This is a genomic window from Rhizobium anhuiense (assembly GCF_003985145.1).
Taxonomy (GTDB): Bacteria; Pseudomonadota; Alphaproteobacteria; order Rhizobiales; family Rhizobiaceae; genus Rhizobium; species Rhizobium anhuiense.
This window is the reverse complement of the sequence record NZ_ML133528.1, coordinates 46,151-71,128: the sequence shown is the minus strand read 5'-3', so window position 1 is coordinate 71,128 and position 24,978 is coordinate 46,151. Positions and strand designations below refer to the sequence as shown.

Annotated in this window: 28 protein-coding genes; 9 read left to right on the top strand and 19 right to left on the bottom strand. The window is 63.8% G+C overall.

Going from position 1 to position 24,978, the window contains the following annotated elements:
- Positions 1-77: 77 nt before the first annotated feature.
- The gene (locus tag EEQ99_RS20265) at positions 78-953 is read left to right on the top strand and encodes a transporter substrate-binding domain-containing protein (RefSeq protein ID WP_047617030.1); all 876 of its coding nucleotides are present in this window, start codon (positions 78-80) and stop codon (positions 951-953) included.
- Between the two features lie 24 nt (positions 954-977).
- Here EEQ99_RS20265 and EEQ99_RS20260 read toward each other — a convergent pair whose 3' ends face one another.
- The 5 genes from EEQ99_RS20260 to EEQ99_RS20240 all read right to left on the bottom strand — a co-directional run bounded on the left by EEQ99_RS20260 (position 978) and on the right by EEQ99_RS20240 (position 4,146).
- Positions 978-1,391: a tellurite resistance TerB family protein gene (locus tag EEQ99_RS20260; RefSeq protein WP_025570278.1), complete on the bottom strand. Its 414-nt coding sequence runs from the start codon at positions 1,389-1,391 to the stop codon at positions 978-980.
- A 100-nt stretch (positions 1,392-1,491) separates the two neighbouring features.
- Positions 1,492-2,199: a thermonuclease family protein gene (locus tag EEQ99_RS20255; protein WP_127430976.1), complete on the bottom strand. Its 708-nt coding sequence runs from the start codon at positions 2,197-2,199 to the stop codon at positions 1,492-1,494.
- Positions 2,200-2,210: 11 nt separating this feature from the next.
- Positions 2,211-2,885, bottom strand: coding sequence for a LexA family transcriptional regulator (locus EEQ99_RS20250; RefSeq protein WP_127430975.1), 675 nt, complete (start codon positions 2,883-2,885; stop codon positions 2,211-2,213).
- Between the two features lie 123 nt (positions 2,886-3,008).
- Positions 3,009-3,656, bottom strand: a complete 648-nt coding sequence (locus EEQ99_RS20245) for a response regulator (RefSeq protein ID WP_028756106.1) — start codon at positions 3,654-3,656, stop codon at positions 3,009-3,011.
- Between the two features lie 91 nt (positions 3,657-3,747).
- Positions 3,748-4,146 carry a hypothetical protein gene (locus tag EEQ99_RS20240; RefSeq protein WP_025570286.1) on the bottom strand — a complete coding sequence of 133 codons (399 nt, stop codon included), beginning with the start codon at positions 4,144-4,146 and terminating at the stop codon, positions 3,748-3,750.
- 177 nt (positions 4,147-4,323) lie between these two features.
- Between EEQ99_RS20240 and EEQ99_RS20235 the strand changes: the two genes are divergently transcribed.
- Both EEQ99_RS20235 and EEQ99_RS20230 read left to right on the top strand, forming a co-directional pair.
- Positions 4,324-4,677 carry a DUF952 domain-containing protein gene (locus EEQ99_RS20235; protein ID WP_025570287.1) on the top strand — a complete coding sequence of 118 codons (354 nt, stop codon included), beginning with the start codon at positions 4,324-4,326 and terminating at the stop codon, positions 4,675-4,677.
- Entirely contained in the window at positions 4,674-5,762 is a 1,089-nt protein-coding gene (locus EEQ99_RS20230; protein ID WP_097631414.1) for a quinone-dependent dihydroorotate dehydrogenase, read from the top strand. Before EEQ99_RS20235 ends, EEQ99_RS20230 begins: the two co-directional genes overlap by 4 nt.
- Here EEQ99_RS20230 and EEQ99_RS20225 read toward each other — a convergent pair.
- The 3 genes from EEQ99_RS20225 to EEQ99_RS20215 form a co-directional block, all read right to left on the bottom strand.
- Complete coding sequence (locus EEQ99_RS20225; RefSeq protein WP_127430974.1) at positions 5,738-7,084, bottom strand: MATE family efflux transporter; 1,347 nt, start codon at positions 7,082-7,084, stop codon at positions 5,738-5,740. The genes EEQ99_RS20230 and EEQ99_RS20225 overlap by 25 nt on opposite strands.
- Positions 7,085-7,171: 87 nt before the next feature.
- The gene (locus EEQ99_RS20220; protein WP_047617023.1) at positions 7,172-7,669 is read right to left on the bottom strand and encodes a CAP domain-containing protein; all 498 of its coding nucleotides are present in this window, start codon (positions 7,667-7,669) and stop codon (positions 7,172-7,174) included.
- A 1-nt stretch (position 7,670) separates the two neighbouring features.
- Entirely contained in the window at positions 7,671-7,937 is a 267-nt protein-coding gene (locus EEQ99_RS20215) for a DUF6460 domain-containing protein (protein ID WP_028756102.1), read from the bottom strand.
- A 140-nt stretch (positions 7,938-8,077) separates the two neighbouring features.
- Here EEQ99_RS20215 and EEQ99_RS20210 point away from each other — a divergent pair, with 140 nt between their 5' ends.
- From EEQ99_RS20210 to EEQ99_RS34660, 3 genes are all read left to right on the top strand, one after another.
- On the top strand, positions 8,078-9,010 hold the full coding sequence (locus tag EEQ99_RS20210; RefSeq protein WP_127430973.1) for a class I SAM-dependent DNA methyltransferase: 933 nt from the start codon (positions 8,078-8,080) through the stop codon (positions 9,008-9,010).
- Between the two features lie 212 nt (positions 9,011-9,222).
- On the top strand, positions 9,223-9,858 hold the full coding sequence (locus tag EEQ99_RS20205; protein WP_047617264.1) for a YitT family protein: 636 nt from the start codon (positions 9,223-9,225) through the stop codon (positions 9,856-9,858).
- Positions 9,859-9,955: 97 nt separating this feature from the next.
- Entirely contained in the window at positions 9,956-10,123 is a 168-nt protein-coding gene (locus tag EEQ99_RS34660) for a hypothetical protein (RefSeq protein ID WP_155295742.1), read from the top strand.
- 67 nt (positions 10,124-10,190) lie between these two features.
- On the opposite strand, the gene EEQ99_RS20200 is transcribed toward EEQ99_RS34660, so the two are convergent.
- Both EEQ99_RS20200 and EEQ99_RS20195 read right to left on the bottom strand, forming a co-directional pair.
- Complete coding sequence (locus EEQ99_RS20200; RefSeq protein WP_127430972.1) at positions 10,191-10,652, bottom strand: carboxymuconolactone decarboxylase family protein; 462 nt, start codon at positions 10,650-10,652, stop codon at positions 10,191-10,193.
- Between the two features lie 23 nt (positions 10,653-10,675).
- On the bottom strand, positions 10,676-11,176 hold the full coding sequence (locus EEQ99_RS20195; protein ID WP_028756098.1) for an RrF2 family transcriptional regulator: 501 nt from the start codon (positions 11,174-11,176) through the stop codon (positions 10,676-10,678).
- Positions 11,177-11,309: 133 nt separating this feature from the next.
- Between EEQ99_RS20195 and EEQ99_RS20190 the strand changes: the two genes are divergently transcribed.
- From EEQ99_RS20190 to pdeM, 3 genes are read left to right on the top strand one after another with little or no spacing between them, the layout of a single operon-like run.
- Positions 11,310-11,942, top strand: coding sequence for a YitT family protein (locus EEQ99_RS20190; RefSeq protein WP_025570301.1), 633 nt, complete (start codon positions 11,310-11,312; stop codon positions 11,940-11,942).
- Positions 11,943-11,989: 47 nt separating this feature from the next.
- Positions 11,990-14,500: a ligase-associated DNA damage response DEXH box helicase gene (locus tag EEQ99_RS20185; protein ID WP_127430971.1), complete on the top strand. Its 2,511-nt coding sequence runs from the start codon at positions 11,990-11,992 to the stop codon at positions 14,498-14,500.
- Positions 14,501-14,543: 43 nt separating this feature from the next.
- Positions 14,544-15,311, top strand: coding sequence for a ligase-associated DNA damage response endonuclease PdeM (pdeM, locus tag EEQ99_RS20180; RefSeq protein WP_127431049.1), 768 nt, complete (start codon positions 14,544-14,546; stop codon positions 15,309-15,311).
- A gap of 1 nt (position 15,312) precedes the next feature.
- On the opposite strand, the gene EEQ99_RS20175 is transcribed toward pdeM, so the two are convergent.
- The 9 genes from EEQ99_RS20175 to EEQ99_RS20135 all read right to left on the bottom strand — a co-directional run bounded on the left by EEQ99_RS20175 (position 15,313) and on the right by EEQ99_RS20135 (position 24,834).
- Complete coding sequence (locus EEQ99_RS20175) at positions 15,313-15,894, bottom strand: transglycosylase SLT domain-containing protein (protein WP_127430970.1); 582 nt, start codon at positions 15,892-15,894, stop codon at positions 15,313-15,315.
- A gap of 145 nt (positions 15,895-16,039) precedes the next feature.
- A complete protein-coding gene (locus EEQ99_RS20170; protein ID WP_097631409.1) occupies positions 16,040-16,597 on the bottom strand; it encodes a dihydrofolate reductase family protein in 558 nt (185 codons plus the stop codon).
- A gap of 193 nt (positions 16,598-16,790) precedes the next feature.
- Complete coding sequence (locus tag EEQ99_RS20165; RefSeq protein WP_127430969.1) at positions 16,791-17,591, bottom strand: TIGR02186 family protein; 801 nt, start codon at positions 17,589-17,591, stop codon at positions 16,791-16,793.
- Positions 17,591-18,514 (bottom strand): sulfite exporter TauE/SafE family protein, encoded by a 924-nt coding sequence (locus EEQ99_RS20160; protein ID WP_047617014.1) that lies wholly within the window; start codon positions 18,512-18,514, stop codon positions 17,591-17,593. The genes EEQ99_RS20165 and EEQ99_RS20160 overlap by 1 nt, the downstream gene beginning before the upstream one ends.
- On the bottom strand, positions 18,511-18,744 hold the full coding sequence (locus EEQ99_RS20155; RefSeq protein WP_047617013.1) for a hypothetical protein: 234 nt from the start codon (positions 18,742-18,744) through the stop codon (positions 18,511-18,513). Before EEQ99_RS20155 ends, EEQ99_RS20160 begins: the two co-directional genes overlap by 4 nt.
- 68 nt (positions 18,745-18,812) lie before the next feature.
- A complete protein-coding gene (locus EEQ99_RS20150; RefSeq protein ID WP_127430968.1) occupies positions 18,813-22,586 on the bottom strand; it encodes a peptidoglycan-binding protein in 3,774 nt (1,257 codons plus the stop codon).
- A gap of 330 nt (positions 22,587-22,916) precedes the next feature.
- Entirely contained in the window at positions 22,917-23,282 is a 366-nt protein-coding gene (locus EEQ99_RS20145) for a VOC family protein (RefSeq protein WP_097631407.1), read from the bottom strand.
- 93 nt (positions 23,283-23,375) lie between these two features.
- Positions 23,376-24,077, bottom strand: coding sequence for an SDR family NAD(P)-dependent oxidoreductase (locus EEQ99_RS20140; protein WP_127430967.1), 702 nt, complete (start codon positions 24,075-24,077; stop codon positions 23,376-23,378).
- A 73-nt stretch (positions 24,078-24,150) separates the two neighbouring features.
- Positions 24,151-24,834, bottom strand: coding sequence for a DNA-3-methyladenine glycosylase I (locus tag EEQ99_RS20135; protein WP_127430966.1), 684 nt, complete (start codon positions 24,832-24,834; stop codon positions 24,151-24,153).
- Positions 24,835-24,978: the final 144 nt, after the last annotated feature.

Sequence of the window (24,978 nt, the reverse complement as noted above, 5' to 3'; positions counted from 1 at the left end):
CACATATTCCCCGCCACGCATGACTCTGATACATCTCGCCGCAACGCTTCCCACTGAGCCCCGAGATCAAGATCACGATGACGCAATCCAAGCTGGCATCCCTGACTCTGAAGGTTTTCTTCGCGTTCGGCCTGTTTTTGCCAGCGCTCTTTTCGAGCCTTGCCGCATCCGCCCAGCAGGCGTCGCCCTCGCTGCCGCTGCTTTTCGATGCGCGCGAACGTCTTGCGAGACCGGATCTCTCCTCGCTGGTGCGCCTGCGCTTCCTGACGTCGGTCGATTTCCCGCCCTTCAATTTCACCGATCAGAACGGCAAGCTGTCCGGCTTCAATGTCGACCTCGCCCGCGAAATCTGCAGCGAGCTGGAGATCTCGGACAAGTGCCAGATCCAGGCGATCCCCTTCGCCGACCTCAAGGATGCGCTCGCCGCCTCGCAGGGCGATGCCGTCATTGCCGGCCTTGCCGTGACGCCGGAGTTGCGCCGGCAATTCGTCTTCTCCCGACCCTATCTGATGCTGCCGGCGCGCTTCGTGCGCAATCTCGCCGTGCCGCTCGACGGTAAGACGGCTGCCGCCCTTTCCAGCCATCCGGTCGGTGTCGTCCGGGGGACGGTGCATGAGGCGATGCTGGCCGCCTTCTTCCCGGCGATCAAGGCGCAAGCCTTCGACACCAAGGACGCCCTGCTGGCGGCACTCAAGGACCGCAAGGTCGATGCCGCTTTCGCCGATGCGCTGCAGCTTTCCTTCTGGGTCTCTTCGCCGGCTTCGGCCAAATGCTGCGCGCTTTTCGACGGTCCCTATCTCTCCGAACATTTCCTCGGCGAGGGCATGACGATCATGCTGCGGCAGAAGGATGGCGTGCTGACGGCGGCCATCGACCACGCGCTCGCCACGCTGTCGCGCAACGGCCGTCTTCAGGAAATCTATCTGCGGTATTTCCCCTACGGGCTCTATTGACGCCGCGGTCCGAACTGCGCGCGCTCAGCCCTTGCGGAAGCGCGCAATCGCGCTGCGCTCGATCGCCGCGCAGGTGAGCTTGTCGAGACCGAGCCGGTCGCGCAGCAGGCTGAGCAGCCGCAATTCTTCCGCCTTGACCGAAAGATCGGCGGAGGCCACTTCGACGGCCAGCGCATAGGCCGTGTCGTAAAGCTTTACCGGCAGGGTGTCGCGCACGGTTTCGAGGACGACGTCGAGGCCTTCCGGCCCGGCCAGCAGCGCGGCGCAGTCGCGCGCCACTGAAATCAGCTTGTCGTCGTCGAAATCCCGGAAAACCGGCAGGAACCCGATCAACTGGCCGATCCTTGTCATCTCCCTGTCGTTCATCGTGCTGTCGACGGCGGATGCCATGACCATCACGTAGATCAGCGCATCATGGGCGGAAAGCGGCTTGTTCATCTCTGATTCCTTTTTCGATCTGCCCAGATTAGGAATTGGCTGCAGTCATTACAAGAGATCGGCCATATCCGCGGCTGTTCGCGCTTGTCATGGCGGCCGGTCATTTGCGGCGCGGATCGGCGCCATAGACGCCTTTTCCCGCCTGCTTGGCCGTCTCGGCGATCCCCGCAAGCGGCGACCCCGCCGCCGCTTCCGCCCAGCCATTTTCGGCAAGCCATGAGCCGAGATCCTGGGTGCCGAGCCGGCAGGCGGCCGTCGCCGTTTCCTTCCATTCCGCTGTCTCGACATCGCAGCTGACGCTGCGGTTGCGCAGCAGCTGACGCAGCGCCGTCTTCGCCATCATGCCGCAGGGCCATTGCCGGCCCGCCGGCCCGCATATTCTGTCGGCCGGCGTCGGCACGATGCCGGTAAGCTGAAGTTTCCGCTCGCCAAAGGAAAGCATGCCGGCATTTTCGACCATCGGCCGCGCCAGTTCCATCGGTTTTTTCGCGGCCGGGCCGGCCGCCTGCCCGGCCGCCGTCTCCGCTCTTTGCGCTATATTGGCGGGTTTGGGTGCGACATCGCCGCCTGGGTCCGGAGCGGGCGGAACCGCCGGTTCCACTGACCGGGCGATCATTTCGGCTTGATCGTCCGAAATCGCAGCGGCTTTGCCGGCTGCGGGGGCAGCCTCCGCCGCGGTCGCCGTTTCCTCCGCGGACGTCGTCTCTTCCCCGACTGCGCCGTCGCGAAGTCTTGCTTCGCCCGCCATCAGCAGGCCGGCCACCACCACCATCCCTGTGAGACCTGTGAAGATGGCGGCTGGGCGCATGGAATATCTTCCTATTGGCTGGCCCAGATGATGCGGGCGATCCAATCGACGTCGGAAAGCTCGAGGGTGCGGTTGGGATGTTCGGGATTGAGTGACATCAGTTCGATCGACCGCGGGCTCTGCCGCAGCAGCACCTTGGCCATCACCTCGCCCTCGTTTGTGCGCACGACGATGCGGTCGTTGCGGCGCACCTGGGCGCCCGGCTCGACGATCAGCACGTCGCCGTCGCGGTAAAGCGGCATCATGCTCTCGCCCTGCACCTCCAGCGCATAGACGCCCGCCTTCTGTGCCGGGGCTGCCGGAAATTCCACCACGTCCCAGCCCTGGCCGGCCGGAAAACCGCCATCGTCGAAGAAGCCGCCGGCGCCGGCCTGCGCGAAGCCGAGCAGTGGAATGGAGCTGCCTTGCGGCGGAAACGCGCCGTCAGACTGTCCGGCCGGCTGTCCCGGCCCGCCGTCCGGCCGCATGAAGGCAAGAAACTCCTCCATGCTCGCCCCTGTCGCGTCGAGCACCTTGGCGATCGATTCCGTCGAAGGCCAGCGCAAGCGCCCGTCGGCGGAAAGCCGTTTCGACTTGTTGAACGAGGTCGGGTCGAGCCCGGCGCGGCGCGCAAGACCGGATGGCGTCAGCTCGCGCCGTTCGGCAAGCCTGTCGATCGCTTCCCAAATCTGGTCGTGTGACAGCATATGCGCCCGATCCCTGCGCGGCTGATTCAGCGGCGCGCTTCAACCGGGCGGAATGTTAACCGACCGGCCGGCCCGAGTAAAGATCAGGAGGAATAAAATCCTGTCACATCAGGCGTGCCACGTTCAGGCAACCATCGCCATATTGATCTTGCCGAGCTGAATCACGGCCTGCGTCCGGCTGTCGACATCGAGTTTCAGCAGGATCGCCGAGACATGCGCCTTGATCGTCGCCTCGGAGACGCCGAGTTCATAGGCGATCTGCTTGTTCAGCAGCCCTTCGCCGAGCATGGTCAGCACCCGGCTCTGCTGCGGCGTCAGCGTATGCAGACGGTGGATCAGGTCGGCGACATCGGGATCCTGCTCCTGCCCGTCGCGGTAGCTTTCCGGCGTGGCGATGTCGCCGGCAAGCACCGTCTGGATGCTGCGGCGGATATCGTCGATGCCGGAGGATTTCGAAATGAAGCCGGAAGCCCCGAGCTCCAGCGCCCGGCGGATCGTCGTCGCATCGTCGGTGGCCGAGACGATGACGATCGGCAGGCTGGCGAATTCCGAGCGCAATGCCATCAGCCCGGAAAAGCCGCTGACGCCGGGCATGGCGAGGTCGAGCAGCATCAGGTCGGCATCCGCATGGGCGCCGGCGGCCCGGCGTGCGGCCGCGAAATCGCCGGCTTCGACGATCGACTGCCGGCCTTCCATGCCGATCACCGCCTGGCGTAGCGCGTCGCGGAAAAGCGGATGATCGTCGGCAATGATGATGGTCTGTTCCTGCATCGAAAACTCCCTCCCAAGAGCCCGATCATGCCTGCATGCGACGCCGTCCCTCCGCGTTGCATGCTGGCTTGCTGGCATAGGACTATATCAATCAGGTCTTCTGCGGAAGGGGATTGGTGTTTTCCTCAGCCTGGAACTCCTTCACCATCCCCATGAAACTCTTCATCATCCGCTCCATGATGCTGATCGAGCGCTCGACCTCGGCGTCGCTCGGCAGCGCGCGCTGGGCGACATTGCCCTGTTCAAGCGCCGTCACCCGCTTTGCCAGCCGGTCGAGTTCGTCCTCATAGGCCGCCCGCTCGTCGGCCGCCATCCGGCAGACGAGAGCGCCGTCCTTGTCCTGGCAGATCGACATGGCCCCGGTCTGCCGGTCGAGCCGGACAAAATGATCGCCGCTCTTCTCCAGCTGGAAGCGGCCGGCATCGGTTTCAGCCGCCGAGGCCGCCAACGGCAGGAGAAAAACGCCAAGTGTCAGAACCAAAACCTTCATCGTCTCATCCTCCGGATTTTGCTACTGGAGCATGATGCCGAAAAGTGTGCGCGGTTTTCGGACGACATCATGCTCTAATTCTGTTCCAGCGGTCCCGTTTTTCGCGCCGGGGCGTGGACATCGCCGCCTCTTTCCGGCAAAGCCTCGTGACCAAGGACCAGCAGTCGCGAGGCCATGATGACCCTGACACCGACCCTTTACAAGATCGTGACGGAAACGCTCTGGCAGCAAGCCAGACAAACCGGCACTTTTCATGGCGCCGGCATCGATCTCACGGATGGCTTCATCCATTTCTCGACGGCAGCCCAGGTGAAGCAGACCGCCGCCCTGCATTTTGCCGGCCAGTCCGGCCTGCTGCTGATTGCGGTCGATGGCAGCGGCTTCGGTGACAAGCTGGTCTTCGAGCCTTCGCGCGGCGGCGATCTCTTCCCGCATCTCTTCGCCGATCTGCCGCTGGCGGCCGTGCTCTGGGAGGCGCCTCTGCCGCTCGACGAAGCCGGCGCCCATATTTTCCCGGAGCTTAGGCCATGATCGATCCTTTCAAGCGTCTCGCCCGCAAGGGTCTCTTCCTGTTCGATCCGGAAACGGCACACGGCATGTCGATCGCCGCGCTGAAATCCGGCCTCGTGCCCGCCTGCCAGCTCAAGCCCGATCCGCGCCTGCGCCAGACCGTCGCAGGCCTTACCTTCGACAACCCGCTCGGCATGGCCGCGGGCTACGACAAGAATGCCGAGGTGCCGGAGGCGCTGCTGAAGCTCGGCTTCGGCTTTACCGAGATCGGCACGGTGACGCCGAAACCGCAATCCGGCAATCCGCGGCCGCGCATCTTCCGCCTGGTGGAGGATGAAGGCGTCATCAACCGTCTCGGTTTCAACAATGAAGGCCATGATGCCGCCTTCGGGCGCCTCGCCGCGCTAACGGGCGGTGGCATGATCGGCGTCAATATCGGCGCCAACAAGGACAGCGAGGATCGCGTCGCCGATTATGTCGCCGGCATCCGCCGCTTCTATTCCGTCGCCCGCTATTTCACCGCCAACATCTCCTCGCCGAACACGCCCGGCCTGCGCGACCTGCAGGGGCGCGAAAGCCTGGCGGTGCTGCTGTCATCCGTGCTTGCGGCACGCGACGAGATGGCGGCGACAACAGGCCGGAAGATCCCGGTCTTTCTGAAGATCGCCCCCGATCTGACCGAGGAAGGCATGGACGATATCGCCGCCGAAGCACTCTCGCATGCGCTGGATGGTCTGATCGTCTCCAACACCACGCTGTCGCGCGACGGGCTCAAGGATCAGCGCCAGGCGAAGGAGGCGGGCGGCCTTTCCGGCGTGCCGCTGTTCGAAAAGTCGACGGCGGTGCTCGCCAGGATGCGCAAGCGCGTCGGCCCTGATCTGCCGATCATCGGCGTCGGCGGCGTCTCCTCGGCCGAAACCGCGCTGGAAAAGATCAGGGCCGGCGCCGATCTCGTCCAGCTCTATTCCTGCATGGTCTATGAAGGCCCGGACCTCGCCGGCGATATCGTCCGCGGCCTGTCGAAACTCCTGGACCGCGAAAAGGCCGGCTCGATCCGCGACCTGCGCGATACCAGGCTGGATTATTGGGCGGCGCGGAAGGTCTGATCGGCGCGCCGCTTGACCAGCATCGCCAGGAAGACGCCGCGGAAGAGCAGGAAGGCGTTCATCGCCAGCCACAGGCCATGATTGCCGAAGAGCGGCACGAAGACCGCCAGCATCAACAGATAGCCGGCAAAGGACATCAGCATCCGGTTGCGCATCTCGGCCGACCATGTCGCGCCGATGAAGACCCCGTCCATCAGGAAGGCGAGCGCGCCGGTCAGCCCCGTCACCGCCGCCCAGGGCAGATAGGTTTCGGCCGCCTGCCGCACCTCGGGTGAAGTCGTCAGCACCGAGATCAGCCAGGGTCCGGCGAGGAAGAAGAAGGCTGAGCCGATCGCCGCCAGCCCGAAGGACCAGAAGATCGTCAGCCTCAGCCCGCGGTCGAAGGCCGGCCGGTAACGCGCGCCGATCGCCCGGCCGATAATCTGTTCGGCGGCATTGGCAAGCCCGTCGAGATAGTAGCCTGACAGCAGGAAGAAATTCATCACCACGGCGTTGGCGGCAAGCGTCACCGCGCCGAAGCTGGTGCCGATCCGCGTCATGATGGTGAAGGCGCCGATCAGCACGAAGGTGCGGATCAGGATGTCGCGGTTGAGCGCGAAAAGCTCGGCCAGCCGATGCCGCGAAACGATCTCCGCCCATGCCGGCCGCTCTGCCTTGTTAAAGCCGCGCAGCACGATGACAAGCCCGGCAAGCGCGCCGACGGTTTCGCCCGCCATCGTTCCCCAGGCGACCCCCGCCACGCCCCAATCGAGGGTCAGGCCGAGATAGATGGAAAGCAGGATGTTGATGCCGTTGATGATCGCCTGCAGCAGCAGTCCGATATTGCCCTGTCCGCGTCCGAGCACGAAGCCGAGGATGGCGTAATTCGCCAGCGCCGCCGGTGCCGCCAGCATGCGGATGGAGAAATAGGTGCTGGTCGCCTCTGCGATCGCACCCTCCGCGCCCATCAGCGTCAAGCCCGCCGCCATCAGCAGTGGCGAAAGACAGAGCAGCGCCAGCCCGCAGCCGAGCGCCGAGATCATCGCCCTGGAGAAAACCGCCTGCTGTTCGTGCTGATCCCGGCGGCCATAGGCCTGCGCCGTCAGCCCTGTGGTCGAAGCGCGCAGGAAGTTGAAGCTGCCGAGGATCAGATCGAAGAGCATCGCGCCGATCGCCAGCCCCGCCAGCGCCTCCGCATTGCCCATGCGGCCGACCACGGCGGTGTTGGTCAGCCCGAGCAGCGGCGTCGTCATGAAGCCGAGCGTCATCGGAAGGGCGATCGACAGCACCAGCCGGTGGGTCACGTCGAAAGCGAGCCTGTTGTCGTCGATCCTGCTATCCATGCCTGCCTCGCCGCGACAGCGCCGCGCGTCCTGGTGAGAGGCGCTAGGGACGCTGTAACATTCTGAATTGCTGCAGGCGGAATCGCCTCAGCTGGAAAGCACCATGGCCCAATAGGGCAGGTTCCGGGAAGAGGGATTATGGGCGACGGCGACACCGAGGCCGTCATAACGCCCAAGCATGTTTTCCAGATGATGCGGCGAGTTGATCCAGGCCGTCACCACGGCATCGACGCTCTGCTGGCCGGAGGCGATATTCTCTGCCGCCGGCAGCCGGACACCACTTGCTTTCACACGTGCGCCAAAACTGTCGGTCATGCCCATGAGGTGCGCCATCTTGCCGGCGCTCGCCATGCGCTTCGCCTGGAAGAGAGCAGCCGTACTCGCTGCCGGGTCGACGGCCAGCGGCGGCAGGCCGTTTTTGGCTCTGAGCTGGTTGACGAGCGGCAGCACCCGCGCCGTCTCGTCCTCGCCGTCGGACGGCGTCCCGGCGATCCGCGGGGTCGTGGTGCAGCCGGCGATGCCGGCGGCGAGCGCAAGTCCGGAAAGGCGCAGCAGGCCGCGCCTGGAAAGATCGATGGATGTCATGTTAGCGGCGGTAGCTGAAAAGACGAAGGATGACGAAGAGCGGGATGACGATCGTCGCGCCGAGGATCAGATAGTCGCCGACGCGCCCGAGTGCCGAAAAGCCCCGGTGCCAGACTTCCAGGATGAAGTCGCGCACGCCGTCGATGATGCTCCACGGCGTCAGGCCGAAGACGGTCATGACGAAACCGACGATCAGCGACACCACGATTAGCTTTATCACTGTGCGGCCGATTGAATCGCCGAGGAACCTGTTCGCCTGATCGGACATAAGCCATCTCCTGTTTGCCCTTGGAATAAGGTCGCGGCCTTCAGCCCGCAAGCCCTTTCCGGAATTGGCCGCTTCGCCTCTGAAATAGGACTTGAGTTTTTTTGTGGCCGCCGCCAAATGCGGGCCAACCAATAGGTCCGTTGATGCACCACCAGCTTTCCTCCGGCGATGTCATCGCCGACCGCCGCGCCGACTATGCCAGGATGCTCGAAGAAGGCGGTGAGCCGGACGCGGCCGCCGAGCTGATGGAACAGGCGCTCGAACTCGTGCCGGCCTGGGCCGCCGGCTGGTATCGCCTCGCCACCTATCTGGAAAAGGCGGGCAGGGCGGATGCCGCGATCGAGGCCTACCGCAGGACGCTTGCCTTCGATCCCGATGATATTTTCGGCGCAACCCTCAAGCTCGCCCTTCTCGGCGACGTAGCCACGCCCGACCGGCCGCCAAGCCGCTATGTCGAGCGCCTTTTCGACGACTATGCCGATCGTTTCGAATCAGCCCTTGTTGAAAAACTCGACTACAGCGTCCCGCAGAAGCTCGCAGCGCTGATCGCCTCCACCGGCAGGCGTTACGACCGCGCCGTCGATCTCGGCTGCGGCACCGGCCTGCTCGGCCCGGAGATCCGTGGCCGTGTCGACCGCCTGGAAGGCTTCGACCTCTCGCAGAACATGCTGGTGAAGGCGGCCGAGAAACAGGTGTATGACTGTCTCGCCCAGGCCGACCTCTCGCTCGCACCCGATCTCTCCGGTCTCTTTGCCGATGCCGCCCGCCATCGCGCCGATCTGGTGACGGCGGCCGATGTGCTGATGTATCTCGGCAATCTCGAAAGCGTCTTTGCCATCATCGGAGAACTCGCGGCATCAGGCGCCGATATCGCCTTTTCCGTCGAGGATGCGGGAGACGGCGAGGGCTTCCATCTCGCTCCGTCACTGCGTTACGCCCATTCGGAAAGCTATGTCAGGGCGCTTCTTGCCGGTCACGGCTTGCAAATCCTTGCGACCGTCAAGTCGGTCATTCGCAAAGATGGCGGAAAACCGGTATCCGGCATTCTGTTCCTTACGCGCAAACCAGCGTGAGCGAACATTTCTTGCGATTTTTTAATAGGTCAGCATTGCTTACCTATTCTGCTTGATCAAAAGACCGAAAAACCCGATACTGCGCTGCATCTGCAGAGATGCCCGGCAATTATCGCCGAGGCGCTCCGGCTTCTTTCATTATGCAAAATTCCGTCGCGCCCGGGTCTCCCCCAGCGCGTTTTTTAACATCGTCTGCCTTGGAGATTGGCGACATGACACAGCTCATCAATGCTCTTGGCGTCTGGAACACCAGCGCGACGCGCCACACCCCGATCGAGGATGTGCAGGGCATATTCTCCGGCAGCCTCGTTGCCGCGCTCGGCCTCTACGTGCTGGCCAGCGCCGGCCTTCTCACCGGCAGCACCGCCGGTGTGGCCTTCCTTCTGCACTATGCCTTCGACGTCAATTTCGGCCTCGCCTTCTTCCTGCTCAACCTGCCGTTCTTCTATCTCTCCTGGAAGCGCCTCGGCATGGCCTTCACCATCAAGACCTTTGTCGCCATCGGCCTGACCTCGGTGATTGCCGATGTGCAGTCGCGCTTCTTTTCGATTTCGAGCATTCATCCGGCCTGGGCCGCCCTGCTCGGCGGCCTGCTGCTCGGCTTCGGCCTGCTGGCGCTTTATCGCCACCGCGCCAGCCTCGGCGGCGTCGGCATTCTCGGCATCTATCTGCAGGAGCGTTTCGGCATCCGCGCCGGCCTCGTCCAGCTCGCCATCGACATGTGCGTGCTCGCCGCCGCCTTCTTCGTCACCACCCCGCCGGTCGTCTTCTATTCGGTGCTCGGCGCCGTCGTCCTCAACCTCTTCGTCGCCATCAATCATCGCGCCGATCGCTACATCGCGCTGTAACCTTACAAAACGGTAAGCCATTCTAAACAAATCGTAACTTGCCTCAGATCGGCCCCGGCGCGACACTCCTCCCGCGCCGGATTTGATGAGGTGAACTATGTCAGATTTGGAAAAGCTTGTGAGACGCCGTATGCAGGAAGAATACGCCAAGGGCACTTCCGCAGAGGAAATTGCAAAAGTCGTCCGAGACCTGTTCAACAGCATCGACCTCTCGGACAATCGGTTTGACGCCGTTGCCGTACGGGCCACCCGGGATCACGAGTGACCCGATATTCGACCGACCCGAGTTTTCGGGTCGGTTGCCAGAGGATGTTTCCCCTCCAGCAAATATCTCAGGCAGCCTTCGTTGCCGCATCAATCGGATGCTGCGAGCGGAAGCCGACGGCAAGCCGGTTCCAGATGTTGATCGCGCCGATCGCCACCGTAATCTCAGTCATCTCCTTCTCGGAGAAATGCGCCTTCAGCGTCTCGTAGTCGCCATCCGGGGCGCCAGTTTTGGCGATGTTGGTGACGGAATCCACCCAGCCGAGCAGCGCCCGTTCGCGGGCGTCATAGACCGGGGATTCCCGCCAGACGCACATCAGATTGATCCATTGTTCGGAGAGCCCGTCATGGCGGGCTTCCTTCACATGCATGTCGACGCAATAGGCGCAGCCGTTGATCTGCGAGGCGCGCAGCTTGATCAGGTGGATGAAGCGGCGCTCCAGCCCGGAGGACTGGACATATTGCTCGAGAGCGGCGACCGCCTTGTAGGCGTCGGGAGCGGCTTTGGCGAAGTTGAAACGTGGTTGCATGGTCTTTCTCCTGTGTGAGTGGCTCAGCGAGCCGTCTTGCGTTCATGGATTTCGAGGAAAGCGCAGCCTCTGGCTGCGATCGATCCGTCGTCGAGGGCATTCAGTTCGATGCCGAGATCGGCAATGCTGGTCTTGGCAAGTTCGGCCCGATAGACCCGTTCGGCTCTGAGCATCGCCGCACTGATGGTGCAGGGTTGGGCAAAGAACCGATCGGAGACCGGGTTCGGTCCGCGCTGGCGGATTTCGGCGCAGCGGAAGGCCGGCGCCGGTCCTTCGACGGCAAGCAGGATGTCGAGCAGCGAAATCTCTTTCGCCGCCTTTGCCAGCCTGTATCCGCCTTTCGGCCCCGGCACGGTATCGAGGATGCCAGCGCCCGACAGCGCCTGCAGATGCTTCAACAGATAACTCGTCGAGACGCCGTGGAATTCCGCCAACGCGGCCGCCGAAAGCACGCCGCCTTCGGAGAGGCCGGAAAGCATCGCCACGCTGTGAATGGCCTGCTCGACCCCGTCGCTCATCTTCATGCAGGATGCCTCCTCAATTCGTGGATAAAAAATATCCACGATTATATCGGATCTCAAGAGGCGCGCTTGCTGCTTGCCACTTGCCTTTATCCTGACCCCGGATAGAAGACGGAAAAGCCGACAGGGGAACAACATGGCATCCAACGCTTTCGCAGGCCTTCTGAATTCCAGCGCCGATCGTCATTCGCTCTTCGACGACGCCCAGGGCATCGTCGCCGGCAGCATGCTCGCCGTGCTCGGCGTAACGCTTCTCTCCGGCGCCGGGCTGCTTGCCGGCGGCACGGCGGGCATGGCCTTCCTCGCCCATTATGCGACCGGCTTCAGCTTCGGCCTCTGCTTCTTTGTCGTGAACCTGCCCTTCTATTATCTTGCTTTCCGCCGTTTGGGTCTCGCTTTCACCATCAAGACCTTTGCCGCCATCGCGCTGACCTCGGTCCTGTCTGAATTCGTCTCGGGCTTCATCACCATTGCCCATGTCGATCCGATAGCCGGCGCGCTGTTCGGCGGCCTCGTCATCGGCGCCGGCATGCTGGCGCTCTTCCGCCACCGCGCCAGCCTCGGCGGCATCGGCATTCTCGCCCTCTATCTCCAGGATCGCTTCGGCTGGCGCGCCGGCTTCGTCCAGCTCGGCTTCGACGGCATCATCCTGGCGCTTTCCTTCTTCGTCGCCACCCCCTTCATCATCGCCTGCTCCGTGCTTGGTGCGATCGTTCTCAACCTCACGATTGCCATCAACCACCGCAAGGACCGCTATATCGCCATGTGAAGGCCCCCGGCTCTTCTTTTTCCCTGGCATTTCACTACCTTCCAGGCGTGGACCAGATCGATTCCGAAGCCCGTGCCCTGCTGCCTGCCGCCTTTACCCGCTGGTTTGCGGAAAAGGGCTGGCGGCCGCGCGCCCATCAGCTGGAACTGCTCGCCCGCGCCGAGGCCGGCGAAAGCACGCTGCTGATTGCGCCGACCGGCGCCGGCAAGACGCTCGCCGGTTTTCTGCCCTCGCTCACCGATCTCACCCGCCGCGGCAAGATCCCGCCCGGCTCCGCCTTCACCGGCATCCACACGCTCTATGTCTCGCCGCTGAAGGCGCTCGCCATCGATATCGAGCGCAACCTGATGAAGCCGGTCGCGGAGATGGGCCTGCCGGTCACGATAGAAAACCGCACCGGCGACACGCCGAACGCCAAGCGCCAGCGCCAGAAGCTCAACCCGCCGGATATTCTGCTGACCACGCCGGAACAGGTCGCCCTGCTGCTGGCCAACCGCGAGGCCGAACGCTTCTTCAAGGACCTGAAATATATCGTCCTCGACGAGTTGCATTCGCTCGTTACCTCCAAGCGCGGCCATATGCTCTCGCTCGGCCTGGCTCGTCTCCGCCGCCTTGCCCCCGACCTCAAGACCATCGGCCTCTCGGCCACCGTCGCCGAGCCCATGGACCTGCAGAAATGGCTGGTCGGCCAGGAGGAGGGCAGGGAGCATCATGCCGGCCTCGTCGTCGTCGAAGGCGGCGCCAAGCCCGATATCGCGATCCTGTCGACCGAGGAGCGCATTCCCTGGGCCGGCCATTCCGCCCGGTATGCCATTCCCGACGTCTACAACAAGCTCCTCGAACACAAGACGACGCTGCTTTTCGTCAACACCCGCAGCCAGGCCGAAATGTTGTTTCAGGCGCTCTGGACGATCAATGACGACAACCTGCCGATCGCGCTCCATCACGGCTCGCTCGATGTCGGCCAGCGCCGCAAGGTCGAGGCGGCGATGGCCGAAAACCGGCTGCGCGCCGTCGTTGCCACCTCCACCCTCGATCTCGGCATTGACTGGGGCGATGTCGATCTGGTCATCCATGTCGGCGCGCCGAAGGGCGCCTCGCGTCTTGCCCAGCGTATCGGCCGCGCCAATCACCGCATGGACGAACCCTCGAAGGCGATCCTGGTGCCGGCCAACCGGTTCGAGGTCATGGAGTGCCAGGCCGCCCTCGACGCCAATTATATCGGCGCCCAGGACACCCCGCCCGTCGGCCGCGGCGCGCTCGACGTGCTCGCCCAGCACGTGCTCGGCATGGCCTGCGCCGAACCCTTCGACATGCTGGAACTCTACGACGAGGTCACCAGCGCCTCGCCCTATGCCGATCTCAGCTGGGAGACCTTCGAGCGCATCGTCGATTTCGTCGCGACCGGCGGTTATGCGCTCCGGACCTACGAGCGTTATGCCCGCATCCGCAAGACCAAGGAGGGCCGCTGGCGCGTCTCCAATCCTGCGGTCGCCCAGCAATACCGCCTCAACCTCGGCACCATCGTCGAAAGCCCGATGCTGAATATCCGCATGGTCAAGCGCGGCGAGGGCGGCAGGATCGGCCGTGGCGGCGCCACGCTGGGCAAGGTCGAGGAATATTTCCTCGAGCAGATGTCGCCGGGCGATACGTTCGTCTTCTCCGGCAAGGTGCTGCGATTCGAGGGCATCCGTGAAAACGAGTGCCTGGCGTCGCAGGCCTTTTCGCTCGATCCGAAGATCCCCTCCTACAATGGCGGCAAGTTTCCGCTGTCGACCTATCTCGCCGAGCAGGTGCGGGCGATGATCGCCGATCCCGACCGATGGCAGCGCCTGCCGGATCAGGTGCGCGACTGGCTGTCCCTACAGAACGACAAGTCGATGCTGCCGAAGCGCGACGAGTTCCTGATCGAAACCTTCCCGCGCGGCAGCCGCGGCTACATGGTCGCCTATCCCTTCGAAGGCCGTCTCGCCCACCAGACGCTCGGCATGCTGCTCACCCGCCGGCTGGAGCGGGCCGGCGCCAAGCCGCTCGGCTTCGTCGCCACCGATTATTCGCTGGCCATCTGGGGGCTCGAGGATATGGGACTGATGATCCGCAATGGCCGGCTCAGCCTCTCCGACCTCTTCGACGAGGATATGCTCGGCGACGATCTCGAAGCCTGGCTCGACGAATCCTTCCTGTTGAAACGCACTTTCCGCAATTGCGCCGTGATTGCGGGCTTGATCGAGCGTCGCCATCCGGGCAAGGAAAAGAGCGGCCGCCAGATCACCGTCTCCGCCGATCTGATCTATGACGTGCTGCGCAGCCACGAGCCGGATCACATCCTCTTGCAGGCGACGCGGCAGGATGCGGCGACGGGACTTTTGGATATTGGCCGTCTTGGCGATATGCTGAGGCGAATCAGGGGCCACATCACCCACCGCGCCCTCGACCATATTTCCCCGCTCGCCGTGCCGGTGATGCTGGAAATCGGACGCGAGGCGGTGCCGGGCGAGGCCCATGATGTGCTGCTCGCCGAAGCGGCGGACGATCTGATCGCCGAAGCGCTTGCTTGACGAGGCTTGGGCCTGACGACGGTATTTGGGAATAACAGAAGTGATGAACCGCCTGGCGCTGGCGCGCGACATATCGGGATTGGCCACGGTGCCGGGCGTCGAGACGTCGGTCCATGGCATTGCCGCCGTCTGCGATCCGCTCGGCGCTCTCTATCTGCCGGATGCCGGCCTGCTCGTCGTCTCCGACCTGCATCTGGAAAAAGGTGCGGCCTTTGCCCGCCGCGGCATGATGCTGCCGCCTTATGATACGCTGGCGACGCTGACCGTCCTTGCCGCCGTCATCTCGCGTTACGATCCGAAGCTCGTCGTCTCGCTCGGCGATAATTTCCACGACCGTATCGGCTCAAAGCATCTGCCGGAGAATTTCCGGGCGCTGATCGTCGAAATGGCGCGCGGCCGCGAATGGATCTGGATCAACGGCAACCATGATCCGGACGGTATCGTCGATCTGCCGGGCGCTTCCACTGACGAGATGCATTATGCCGGCCTGACCTTCCGCCACGAGCCGAGGAACGGCTTGCAGAAGGGCGAAATATCGGGCCACCTGCACCCGTCGGCCACGGTCCGCCGCCGCGACAAATCCGTCCGTCGCCCCTGCTTTGCCACCGACGGCGCCCGCCTCCTCATGCCGGCCTTCGGCGTCATGAGCGGCGGCCTCGACCTCGGCCATCAGGCGATGCACGGTCTTTTCGACAGGGGATCGCTGATCGCGCATCTGCTCGGCAGGGACCGGATCTACTCGGTGCGGTATGGGAATTTGCGGGGTAGCGCTACGACCCGATGTGCCGCGTACCCCTCTGCACACCCTTAAATCAATCACACTCCCGTAGCTGCTGCTGATACGTCCCCGCCATCCGCGCGAACCTCTGCGCCGTCTGCTGTAATTGCCCGTTCGAGCGCCAGTCGCCGCGCTTATATCCGGTCGGACCGGAATAATAGGCGAGATAGAGATTATAGGCATCGTTCAGCGGAATGCCGGTCTCCACGCTGTTCTGGTAGTGATACCAGCCGATGAAATCGATCGCGTCGGAAAAGGTTGTCCGGCGCGCGGCCCAGTTCCCCGTCTGCGACTGATAGTGATCCCAGGTCCCGTCCAACGCCTGCGAATAACCGTAGGCCGTCGACGGCCGGGTCCAGGGAATGAAGCCGAACAGCTTGGTGCGCGGCGGCCGCGCATAGGGTTGGAAGCCGGATTCGGTATACATCGTCGCCATCAGGATCGGCACCGGCACGCCGTATTTCTTCTCCGTCCGCTCGGCGGCACGCTGCCAGCTGGTGAAGAGCCCGTCGCGCTCGTCGAAGACGGCGCAGATGTTCCGCGTCTGTTTGGGCGCCGTCGCGCAGCCGGCAAGCAGCGCCAGCCCGACGGCTGTCAGAACGATACGAGTACGCATAACAAAACCTCTCGTTTCCGAGAGATTACTAACTCGTAAATGTTAAAGACCGGTTTTTAGTCGAATACGAAGTTTCCCGGATGCTTTCCCGGGCGGCCAGGGGGATGCTGGCCTGATCGCCGGGAGGCCTAAGGAGAGGCGCCCGCTACGCTTTGACGGGCTCGTAGCGCAGGATCACCGCGCCGCCTTCCGTCGTCGAGGATTCGATCAGCTTCAGCGGCACCTGGCTTTCCGCAGATTTGAAAAGCGGGTTGCCGCTGCCGAGGATAACAGGCACGACGCAGACCCTGATTTCATCGATGAGGCCGGCTTTCAGCAGGTTGTCGGCAAGCTCGGCGCTGCCGAAGATGAAGATCGTGTTGCCGTCCTCCTGCTTCAGCTTCGTCAATTCCGGGATTGGGTCGCTGACGATGCGGGCATTGTTCCAGCCGGGCTCGGTCATCGTCCGCGATACGGCGATTTTGGCGATGCCGTTCATATAGGCTTTGATCTCACCTTCGCCCTCGGCGGTCGGCCAGTAGGAAGCCATGCCCTCATAGGTCTTGCGGCCAAAGACCAGCAGATCGCCCTCCCTGCCGAACTGTTCGGCATAGCGCTGCAGCTCAGGTCCCCAGGCGAGATTGTGGAAGTCGATATCCCAAGGCTTCGTGCCTTCGAAATAACCGTCGAGCGTCATGAGGTTCCAGACAACAAGCTTTCTCATTTCCATCCTCCTTCTGGATTGCTCAAAACCAGTTGCGTTTAACAACTGGTTGAAAACTAAGCTGACTGATAGCAAAATGCAAGCGGTGTTTGGAATGGACTATCCGGGCAGGCTGCTGCTGCCCGCAGGCCGTCGTGCTCGGCGCTTTGCCGAGCCTGTTTTCGGGGAGAAATCTTGAACGCCCTGCGGCGGATCAGTCCTTACGGAAGATCAGGCTGGCGCCCCAGCCGGTGATGACGGCGAGAGCCACGGCCGCGCAGCCGTAAAGGATCGGCTGATTGTGCGCCGCATCTGTGATCGTCTGTTCGATACCGGTCTTGATGACCCTGAGCGGCAGCGATTTGTCGGTCACGAAAAGGCCGCTCTTGAACAGATAGGCGCGCACCGTGTGCACCCCGTTCGGAATGTTGGCCGGCAGGCGCAGGCTCGCCTTGAAGAGGTTGGAGGAAACGAACCGCACGCCGCTGGTGTTCCGGTCATAGAGGCCGCCGCCCTGTTGCAGCCGCCGGAAGGCGTCGCGGAATTCGCCGAGATTGCTGCCGTCGCCGACGAAGCCGACCGGCGTCAGCGGAATATGATCGATGCCGATCCCCTGATCGGTCAGCTCGAGCGGCGTCGTCAGATCGTCGGTCATGCGCGAGCTCGACATCGAATAGGAATGCGGCACTGCCTCGAAGGTCATCGAGCGTGTATTCACCCAGATGCCGAAGACCCGTTCCTTCCTGCGCACCGTCGCATCCTCGCGCGGGCCTTCCAGCACCACGACCACGTCATACTGGCCGATGGCGAGCAGCAGCTGGTCGGTGTTCGAGAGCGCCCCGAAGATTGTCAGGTCGGCGCCGTGGAAATCCGAAGTGATGGCGATTTCGCTGGTTGAGGTGCCGATTTCCAACCCTTCACGCACCGCTTCCGTCGCCTGGCCCGGCAGCCATTGCGCTCCGGCAGTCGCCGGCAGCAGGCAAAACAGTGCGATGATGAAAGCCGGCAGGCGCATCAGTTGCCCGCTCCCATGACCACCGAATAGACGTCGGCCGGCGTCACCACCAGCGCGACCGCCAGACGCAGGCCGACGGCGAGCACCAGCAGTCCGAGCAGGGCGCGCAGCTGTTCGCCGCGCAGCTTCTGGCCGACCCGCACGCCGTATTGCGCGCCGATGACACCCGCCACCATCAGGATGAAGGCGAGCACGATGTCGACGGAGAAGTTCGTCGCCGCCTGCACGATCGTCGTATAGGCGGTAACGAAGATGATTTGGAACAGCGAGGTGCCGACGACGACATTGGTCGGGATGCGCAGCAGGTAGATCATCGCCGGCACCATGATGAAGCCGCCGCCGACACCCATGATCGAGGTGAGGATGCCGATCGCAAAGCCGAGCGCGACGACCGGAATGACGCTCAGATAGATCTTCGATTTCTTGAAACGCACCTTGAGCGGCAGTTTGTGCACCCAGTGCTGGTGGCCGGGCTTGCGCGGCGCCGGCGGCTCGTTGCGCGCTGCCCGCCGCATCGCATTGATGCTTTCGAGCAGCATCAGTCCGCCGACGGTGCCGAGGAAGATGACGTACATCAGCGAGATGATGAGATCGAGCTGGCCGACCCGGCGCAAAAGCGAGAAGATCCAGATGCCGACCGTGGCGCCCGATAGGCCGCCCAGCAGCAGCACCGTGCCGAGCTTGACGTCGAGCGTGCCGCGCCGGAAATGGGTGATCGCGCCCGAGATCGACGACGCCACCACCTGGTTGGCGCCGGTCGCGACCGCGACGACAGGGGGAATGTTGTAGAAGATCAGCAGCGGCGTGATGAGAAAGCCGCCGCCGACGCCGAACATTCCAGACAGGAATCCGACGGCCGCCCCCATGCCGAGAATGATGAAGATGTTCACCGACAATTCTGCGATGGGCAGATAGATTGTCACAGCTGACCCCGAATGATGACCGCTCCTGCCGGGCGGTTTCTGTCACGTCCCCGTTCGAATGCGCACCATACTGTGAAATCGTTGCCAGAGGCTTTCGATCGGGCCTGATTGGCGAAGAGATCGGCGGCAGAGGATTCGCCGGATGCGCGGATCGATATGTCCGGGCATAATCCGGCTTTTTTCAGGTTTTGTGACAGGCGGCGGAAAAATTGGAAGAAGCCTTGCGGCATTGTGCCGCCAGGCCCTTCAGATTGCCCAAAGCAGAGATATGAGACGATCCCTTGTCGATGCGACGCGCTTAGATTGCCTTGCTGCCCTGCTTGTTGCGTTCGAGCAGCGCCTTCACGGTTGCGTCGGTCACCTTGCCGTCCGGCTCCTGGCCGACCGACTTCTGGAAGTTCTTGATCGCGGTCACGGTCTTCGCGCCCATTTCGCCGTCCGGCGCGCCGGCGTCGAAGCCGTTATTGTTGAGGATCGCCTGGATGTTGCGGATCGCCTTCTTCATGTCGACGGTCGCCGTCTTGGCGCCGGTGCCGGCCCATTCGTCGGGGATGTCGATGGCGTTGGTGCGGTGGTCGAGCGGCTCCGGCTTCCACAGATCGGCCTTGGCGCGCGCCCGTTCGAGCTGATCGGGCTTCATGGCGTTGGCCACTTCGTCGCGCTTCTGCGCCGCATCCTTGTCGCCGGCCTTGGCGGCAATCGCAAACCACTTGTAGGATTCTTCGAGATCCGCCGGCACCCCGTTGCCCCTGGCGCAGAGAATCGCCAGGTTGAACTGGCTGTCGGTGATGCCGAGATTCGCAGCCTTGGTGAACCACGAGGCTGCCGTCGCATAATCCTGCTGGCCGAGTGCGCCGGAGGCGTAGAGGACGGCGAGATTGTGCATGGCGCTGGCATTGCCCTGGTTTGCCGCCTGCTCGTAGAAGCCCTTGGCCTTAGCGATGTCGCGCTCGACGCCGTTGCCCTTCTCGTACATGCTGCCGAGCCGATACTCAGCAGGCGCAAAGCCCTTGTCGGCCGAAAGCTGATACCAGCTTGCCGCCTGCTTCTGATCGACCGTCATGCCGTTGCGGCCGTCCGAATAACGCGCGCCGATCTCGAACAGCGCCAGCGCATCGCCGCCGCTTGCCGCATCGGCCAGCGATTTCGGCTGGACGGTGTCGGGAATGGTGATGGCGGCCTGCGGTGCAGGTGCGGGAACGAAGCCCGATGTCTCCTGTGCCGCGCCGGATGGAGCAGGGGGGGCAAACGTCGCAGCCCCTTCGCCGTCGAGCGGTGCTGCGTCGGTCAGATGCTCGCCGGCAACCGGCGGGGCTGCTTCCGGCTGCGCCTGTTCGCCAGCCGGAGGCGTAGCCTCCGCTGCCGGCGCGGTCGTTCCGATGGCTGCGGCGTCCGGCTGGGCGGGGATCGCTTCCGGCACAGCAGGCGACGGGTTTTCCGTCGCCCCGCTCAGCGCCGAAACTTCGGCTGGCGCCTGCGGTGCGCTCTCGCCGCTCGTCAGCGTCCGGGCAAGCGGAAAGGCCATGATGGCGAGCAGCACCGCGCCGACCGCCAGCAGGATCGGCCGCCGGTAGCGCGAAAAGGCGCTGGTCTTGCCCGTCTTGTCAGACGTCTTGCCAGCCTTGCCGGCGGTCGCGCCTTTCTTCTCGGGCTTGACGGCGGCCTGCTTCGGATTGGCGTCCACCTCCATCGCGGCCGCCTGCGCCGCACGGCGGGCGGCGGCGATATAATCGGCCCGGTCGGTTTCGCCGGCAGGTTTGCCGCGCGCCGCACTCTGGCTGGCGCGAACCCGTTCCAGGATCTTCTTCACGTCAGGTGTGCCCGAGCCCGGCTCGAGCAGTTCGTTTGCGGCATCCGTCGGCACCACGTCGGCGGGGTCGATCGACGGCGCGGGGTCGATCATCGGGCGTTCGCTCGCCCGGCTCTCGGTTTTCTTGGCCGGCAGCAGCCGCTTGCCGAGGCTGGCGAGCAGGCTGACCTTTGACGGCGCCGGAGCCGCTGCCGCAGCCTCCGTCGTCCGGGTCGCGGCTTCGATGGCGATCACGCTCGTTCCGCTCATGGCGCTGGTTTGAGCCGGGGCGGCAGGTTCGGCTGCGACCTCGGCCGTACGGATCACCGGAGAGGCCTTCAGCGTTGCGGCTGTCTCCGCCGCCCTGTTCATCTCCGCTTCGGCCACCATCAGCGCGTAGGGATCGACATCGAAATCGACCTCGGCCACCGGCATCTGGGCGAGCGGCCGCCCGCGCTCTTCCATGCCGTCGAGGCGGTCGGCGATATGGACCAGCGTCTCGTGCAAAGCCTTGAAAGTCTTGTGCGTGCGCTCCTCGCTGTCGCGGCTGAGATCTTCGAGGTGGCGCAGATCTTCGGCAAGTGCCGTCAGCGCCGACATGTCGGCGGGTGCCACGGCGCCCTGCGGGCCGCCATGGCGCGAATAGGCTTCGACGACGGCTTCGGCCGCCTGGCGTGCGGCTTCGATGATATATTCGTCGCTCGTCGCCATATAGTCTTCGATCGCGCCCATGCGACGGTCGAATTCGGCAGGCATCGCAGCGCTTTCGCGCGGCTCGCTCATCAGCGCTGAAAGATGGGCTATCTGGTCTTCGAGGTTCTTCAGCGCCCGCGGATCGGTCGGCGCTGCGGATGTGCTCTCTTCCAGCCGGGCGGCGATGTCGCTCAGTCGTCCTTCGAGGCGCCGGAAGGCGCCGTCGTCGACCGCAGCGGCCGGCACCGGCACTTGCTGCTGATGCGCCATCTCGTCGATACGCCGGGCGAGATAGTCGAGCCGCTGCGCCAGCACATCGTTGACGGCGCCGTTCTCAAGCGCGTCGATCTTGCGGGAAATGTCCGACAGCGTGCCGGTGAGGTCGGGCTGGGGCGCAGCCTTCTGCGTGCGCTCCAGCAGATAGGAAAGATGTTCCAGCCGTTCGTCGAGCCGCGACGTCGCTTCCGCATTCGCCAACTCCTCGACGCGTCCGGTCAGCGCCTCCAGCCGCATCGCCAGCTCGTCGGCCGGCGTTGCACGGCTGGCCGCATCATGGCTCATCAGGTCGATCTGATCGGCGAGCGCCGAAAGCCGGCTTTCCAGCCGCTGCATCAGCGCCGGATCGTTCGCGGCAGCCGCGCGTCCGCTGGCTGCGATCGCCCGGCTGATCTCGTCGAGCCGCATGTCCATGGCGGCGAACTGTTCGGACATGACCCGGTCGTGCGGCTGGATCATGTTGCCGAAATGCTCCATCGCCGTGGCGATGGAGATGAGCTTGTCTTCCAGCGCCCGCACGGCCGGGCTTTCGCCCATGCCGCCGATGTGGCGCTTGATGTCGTCGAGGCGATAGGCCAGCGAAACCAGCTCTTCCTGCAGCCCCTCGGTATCGAGTGCCGCAAGCCGGCTCTCGACGCCGTCCCAGCGGTTTTCCATATGGCGCAGCGAATCCTCGCGCGCCAGCCCGTCCATCAGCGAGCGCAGCTCCTCGAAATCCTCGCGCAGGCCGGCGGCCTCCGGGCCGCTCGAGCGGCCGGTCAGCTGGGTGATGCTCTGGGCAAGGCGGCCCATATCGGCGCGCATGTCGTCGGCGAAACGGCTGTCCCCGGCATTTTCCTTGATCTCGCGCAGCTCGGCGCGCAGCGTATTCATCTCGCGGGTGACACCCTCGGAAATGTCGCGCTTCAGGTCCTGCCGCAGATTGACGAGCGCCTGGGCGATCTCCGTCATCGTGTCGTCACCGGCGCGGAAGGCGGGCGCCGGCACTGGGGCGGCGCGTGGGGCGGGTTCACGTGAGAGCGGGGCCTGCTCACGTGTGTAGGGCCGCTCGCGGCCGGCTTCGAGGGCGCGCTGGCGCTGGCGGATTTCGGCGAGCGGATCTGGCCGCGGCTCGGGCGGGGCCTTTACGGGCCGGGGAGCATAGGAGCCGGCATAGGGATCGCGCTCGGGCGTTGCCGTGCGCGGCCGCTGTTCGCGCCCGGTGCTGCCCATCAGCCCCTCGATGCGCGCCTCCAGCCCTTCGATCGTGCGGTTCAGCGCATCGAGCGAGGTCCTGTCGGACTGTCGGGAAGGATTTGATCGCGATCCGTTCATCTTCTTGCTCGCTTCGACTGCTCGACCTCTCGTCAGAGCTCGATCTTTGGCTTTTCCGTCTGCTGCCCGCGCATTTGCGCGAACCGGAGCGCACCATTCACAAGAAGTTAGTCAATTAGACTTTCCTCAAGCTGAACGATGTAGCGGCATCCTTAAGGAACGCGAGACTGGGGCAAGGAATGCGGATCGCTACTGCTCAATCCGCACCTTTCACGAAACGTGGTAAACAAGCCGTTAATGTCGCTGAGAATTTTTTAACGTTTGCGGCCCAAACGCCGTTTTTGACGGCAATTGCCGTTCAATTCGTCAGATCGGATGGCGCCGCCACGATCAGGCCGGACGCGGATATTGCAGCTCGATCTTCACGCCCTCGGGGCCGTAGACGAAGACCTGACCGAGATCGGTGTCGGGAATATCGCAATATTCGTAGCGATAGCCGCTCGCCTTGATGCGTTCCAGCGCCGGCCCGAATTCGTAAAGGCTGAAGGCGACATGGTTGAAGATGCCGGGCGGAAAATCGGTGCTGCGCGATGTCAGGCTGAGATGGATGACCGGGCGCTCGTCCAGATAAAGCCAATGGCCGGGCGAGGCGAAGGGCGGCCGATAGCCTTCCCTGACACCGAGCAAGGTTTCGAGAAAACTGATCATGACAGGCGCATCGCGGGTTTCGATGGTGACGTGGTCCAGGCGCGGCATCGGTTTCCTCCCAGCCAGCTCAGAGGACGAAACATAGTGCGTTTGATGCCGCCGCGAAAGTTGCCTTCTCCGGCGGCGGCGCGCTGATCTAGCTCAGAAGCTCTCCGTCCACGGCCGGACTTCCACCTCCAGCGACCACGCGCTGCGGTGCTGGCGAAGCACGTCGATATAGGTCTGGGCGATCGCCTCCGGCAGCAACGTGCCGTCGGGCTTCTCCGCCCGATCCGGCCGGATCTGCGAGCGCACTGCGCCGTCGATGACGAAATGCGCGACATGGATGCCCATCGGCCCGAGTTCGCGGGCAGCACTCAGGGCAAGGCCGCGCAGCGCGAACTTGCCCATCGCGAAGGGCGCCGATTGCGCAAAGCCCTTCACGCTTGCCGAGGCGCCGGTGATGAGGATGGCGCCGCGGCCGCGCGGGATCATCCGCTGTGCCGCCTGCTGCACCACCAGGAAACCGCCGAAAGCGGTGGTCGTGATCGCCTTCTCGACTTCGGCGGGATCGAGTTCGGCGAGCGGCCCGCGCAGGCGGGCGCTGGCATTGAAAATCACCACGTCGGGCCCGCCGATGGCGGCGGCAGCCTCTTCGAACAGGGCTGCGACGCTCGCCGGCTGCGAGACGTCTGTTGTAAAGGCGCTGGCGCCGGTCTCCTCGATGAGCCCTTGCAGCTTTTCGATATTGCGGGCGGCGAGCCCGACCTTGACGCCCTGCGCCGACAATTGCCGGGCGAGCGAGGCGCTGATGCCGGAGCCCGCGCCGACGATGAGGGCACTCTCATAGGGAAAATCGGTCATGATGTCGTCCTCGATGGATCGTCGCAATCACGTAGGAAGTTCGAACGGCCGGCGCCACCGCTCGACCGGAATTTCAGTGCGCCGAATCGATCGAATAGGCGCTGATGCGTGAGAGATGGATGAGGGAAAGACCGGTTTCCCCGGCCCAGCCGTTGAAGGTCTGCTGGATCAGTTGCTGGTCCTTCTTCGTCGTGCCGGAGGAGGAGAGCGGCACCCCGACCGATCGGAGGCAGGTGAGCACATCCATCGTTCCGATGAAGCTGTCGCGGCCGATGCCACGCAGGAAATATTGTCCGGTCATGCCGCCGAGCCGGCTGCCGCGTTTGCTCAAGAGGTCGAGAAGGCCGATCTGGTCATCCCGTGGCCAGTCGGCGAAGAAGACGCCGGCGCGGCCATATTCCTTCGCCAACGCCCTGACGAAGGCGGCATTGGCGCGAACCGACATGATCTTGGCGCCGTTGCGGATGATCCGCTCATCCGAGGTCAGGGCATGCCAATAATCGTCGGGTGCGATATTCAGCGTCGCCGGATCGAAACCGGAAAATGCCGCCTCGAAACCCGGCCACTTCGCATCGATCACCTTCTGGACGAAACCGCTGTAGAAGACCCGCCGGGTCATATCCGCCAGGATGCGATCGTCGGGCATGGCGCGCAGCCGCTCGTGATCCGGCCGGTGATTCTGCAGCAGGGCCTGCAACGCGGCCGCTCCGCCCTTTCGTTCCTCGGCACGCTGCCTTATCGCCTCGAAACTGATCATGCGGCCCTCCTGAAGCATTGCCCGATTGCGGCTTGAACGAAGCCCCGCTTATACGCCTTTCCCAGATGGACAAGGAAGATGAGATGGCATCTCCTCCGCGCACGTCATGGCCCACGGGTTCGTGCTCGTGAATTTTTTCACGAA

Coding starts and splice junctions, on each gene's coding strand:
- EEQ99_RS20265 (WP_047617030.1), top strand. CDS start 78: ATGACGCAATCCAAGCTGGCATCCCTGACTCTGAAGGTTTTCTTCGCG.
- EEQ99_RS20260 (WP_025570278.1), bottom strand. CDS start 1,391: ATGAACAAGCCGCTTTCCGCCCATGATGCGCTGATCTACGTGATGGTC.
- EEQ99_RS20255 (WP_127430976.1), bottom strand. CDS start 2,199: ATGCGCCCAGCCGCCATCTTCACAGGTCTCACAGGGATGGTGGTGGTG.
- EEQ99_RS20250 (WP_127430975.1), bottom strand. CDS start 2,885: ATGCTGTCACACGACCAGATTTGGGAAGCGATCGACAGGCTTGCCGAA.
- EEQ99_RS20245 (WP_028756106.1), bottom strand. CDS start 3,656: ATGCAGGAACAGACCATCATCATTGCCGACGATCATCCGCTTTTCCGC.
- EEQ99_RS20240 (WP_025570286.1), bottom strand. CDS start 4,146: ATGAAGGTTTTGGTTCTGACACTTGGCGTTTTTCTCCTGCCGTTGGCG.
- EEQ99_RS20235 (WP_025570287.1), top strand. CDS start 4,324: ATGACCCTGACACCGACCCTTTACAAGATCGTGACGGAAACGCTCTGG.
- EEQ99_RS20230 (WP_097631414.1), top strand. CDS start 4,674: ATGATCGATCCTTTCAAGCGTCTCGCCCGCAAGGGTCTCTTCCTGTTC.
- EEQ99_RS20225 (WP_127430974.1), bottom strand. CDS start 7,084: ATGGATAGCAGGATCGACGACAACAGGCTCGCTTTCGACGTGACCCAC.
- EEQ99_RS20220 (WP_047617023.1), bottom strand. CDS start 7,669: ATGACATCCATCGATCTTTCCAGGCGCGGCCTGCTGCGCCTTTCCGGA.
- EEQ99_RS20215 (WP_028756102.1), bottom strand. CDS start 7,937: ATGTCCGATCAGGCGAACAGGTTCCTCGGCGATTCAATCGGCCGCACA.
- EEQ99_RS20205 (WP_047617264.1), top strand. CDS start 9,223: ATGACACAGCTCATCAATGCTCTTGGCGTCTGGAACACCAGCGCGACG.
- EEQ99_RS34660 (WP_155295742.1), top strand. CDS start 9,956: ATGTCAGATTTGGAAAAGCTTGTGAGACGCCGTATGCAGGAAGAATAC.
- EEQ99_RS20200 (WP_127430972.1), bottom strand. CDS start 10,652: ATGCAACCACGTTTCAACTTCGCCAAAGCCGCTCCCGACGCCTACAAG.
- EEQ99_RS20195 (WP_028756098.1), bottom strand. CDS start 11,176: ATGAAGATGAGCGACGGGGTCGAGCAGGCCATTCACAGCGTGGCGATG.
- EEQ99_RS20190 (WP_025570301.1), top strand. CDS start 11,310: ATGGCATCCAACGCTTTCGCAGGCCTTCTGAATTCCAGCGCCGATCGT.
- pdeM (WP_127431049.1), top strand. CDS start 14,544: ATGAACCGCCTGGCGCTGGCGCGCGACATATCGGGATTGGCCACGGTG.
- EEQ99_RS20175 (WP_127430970.1), bottom strand. CDS start 15,894: ATGCGTACTCGTATCGTTCTGACAGCCGTCGGGCTGGCGCTGCTTGCC.
- EEQ99_RS20170 (WP_097631409.1), bottom strand. CDS start 16,597: ATGAGAAAGCTTGTTGTCTGGAACCTCATGACGCTCGACGGTTATTTC.
- EEQ99_RS20165 (WP_127430969.1), bottom strand. CDS start 17,591: ATGCGCCTGCCGGCTTTCATCATCGCACTGTTTTGCCTGCTGCCGGCG.
- EEQ99_RS20155 (WP_047617013.1), bottom strand. CDS start 18,744: ATGCCGCAAGGCTTCTTCCAATTTTTCCGCCGCCTGTCACAAAACCTG.
- EEQ99_RS20150 (WP_127430968.1), bottom strand. CDS start 22,586: ATGAACGGATCGCGATCAAATCCTTCCCGACAGTCCGACAGGACCTCG.
- EEQ99_RS20145 (WP_097631407.1), bottom strand. CDS start 23,282: ATGCCGCGCCTGGACCACGTCACCATCGAAACCCGCGATGCGCCTGTC.
- EEQ99_RS20140 (WP_127430967.1), bottom strand. CDS start 24,077: ATGACCGATTTTCCCTATGAGAGTGCCCTCATCGTCGGCGCGGGCTCC.
- EEQ99_RS20135 (WP_127430966.1), bottom strand. CDS start 24,834: ATGATCAGTTTCGAGGCGATAAGGCAGCGTGCCGAGGAACGAAAGGGC.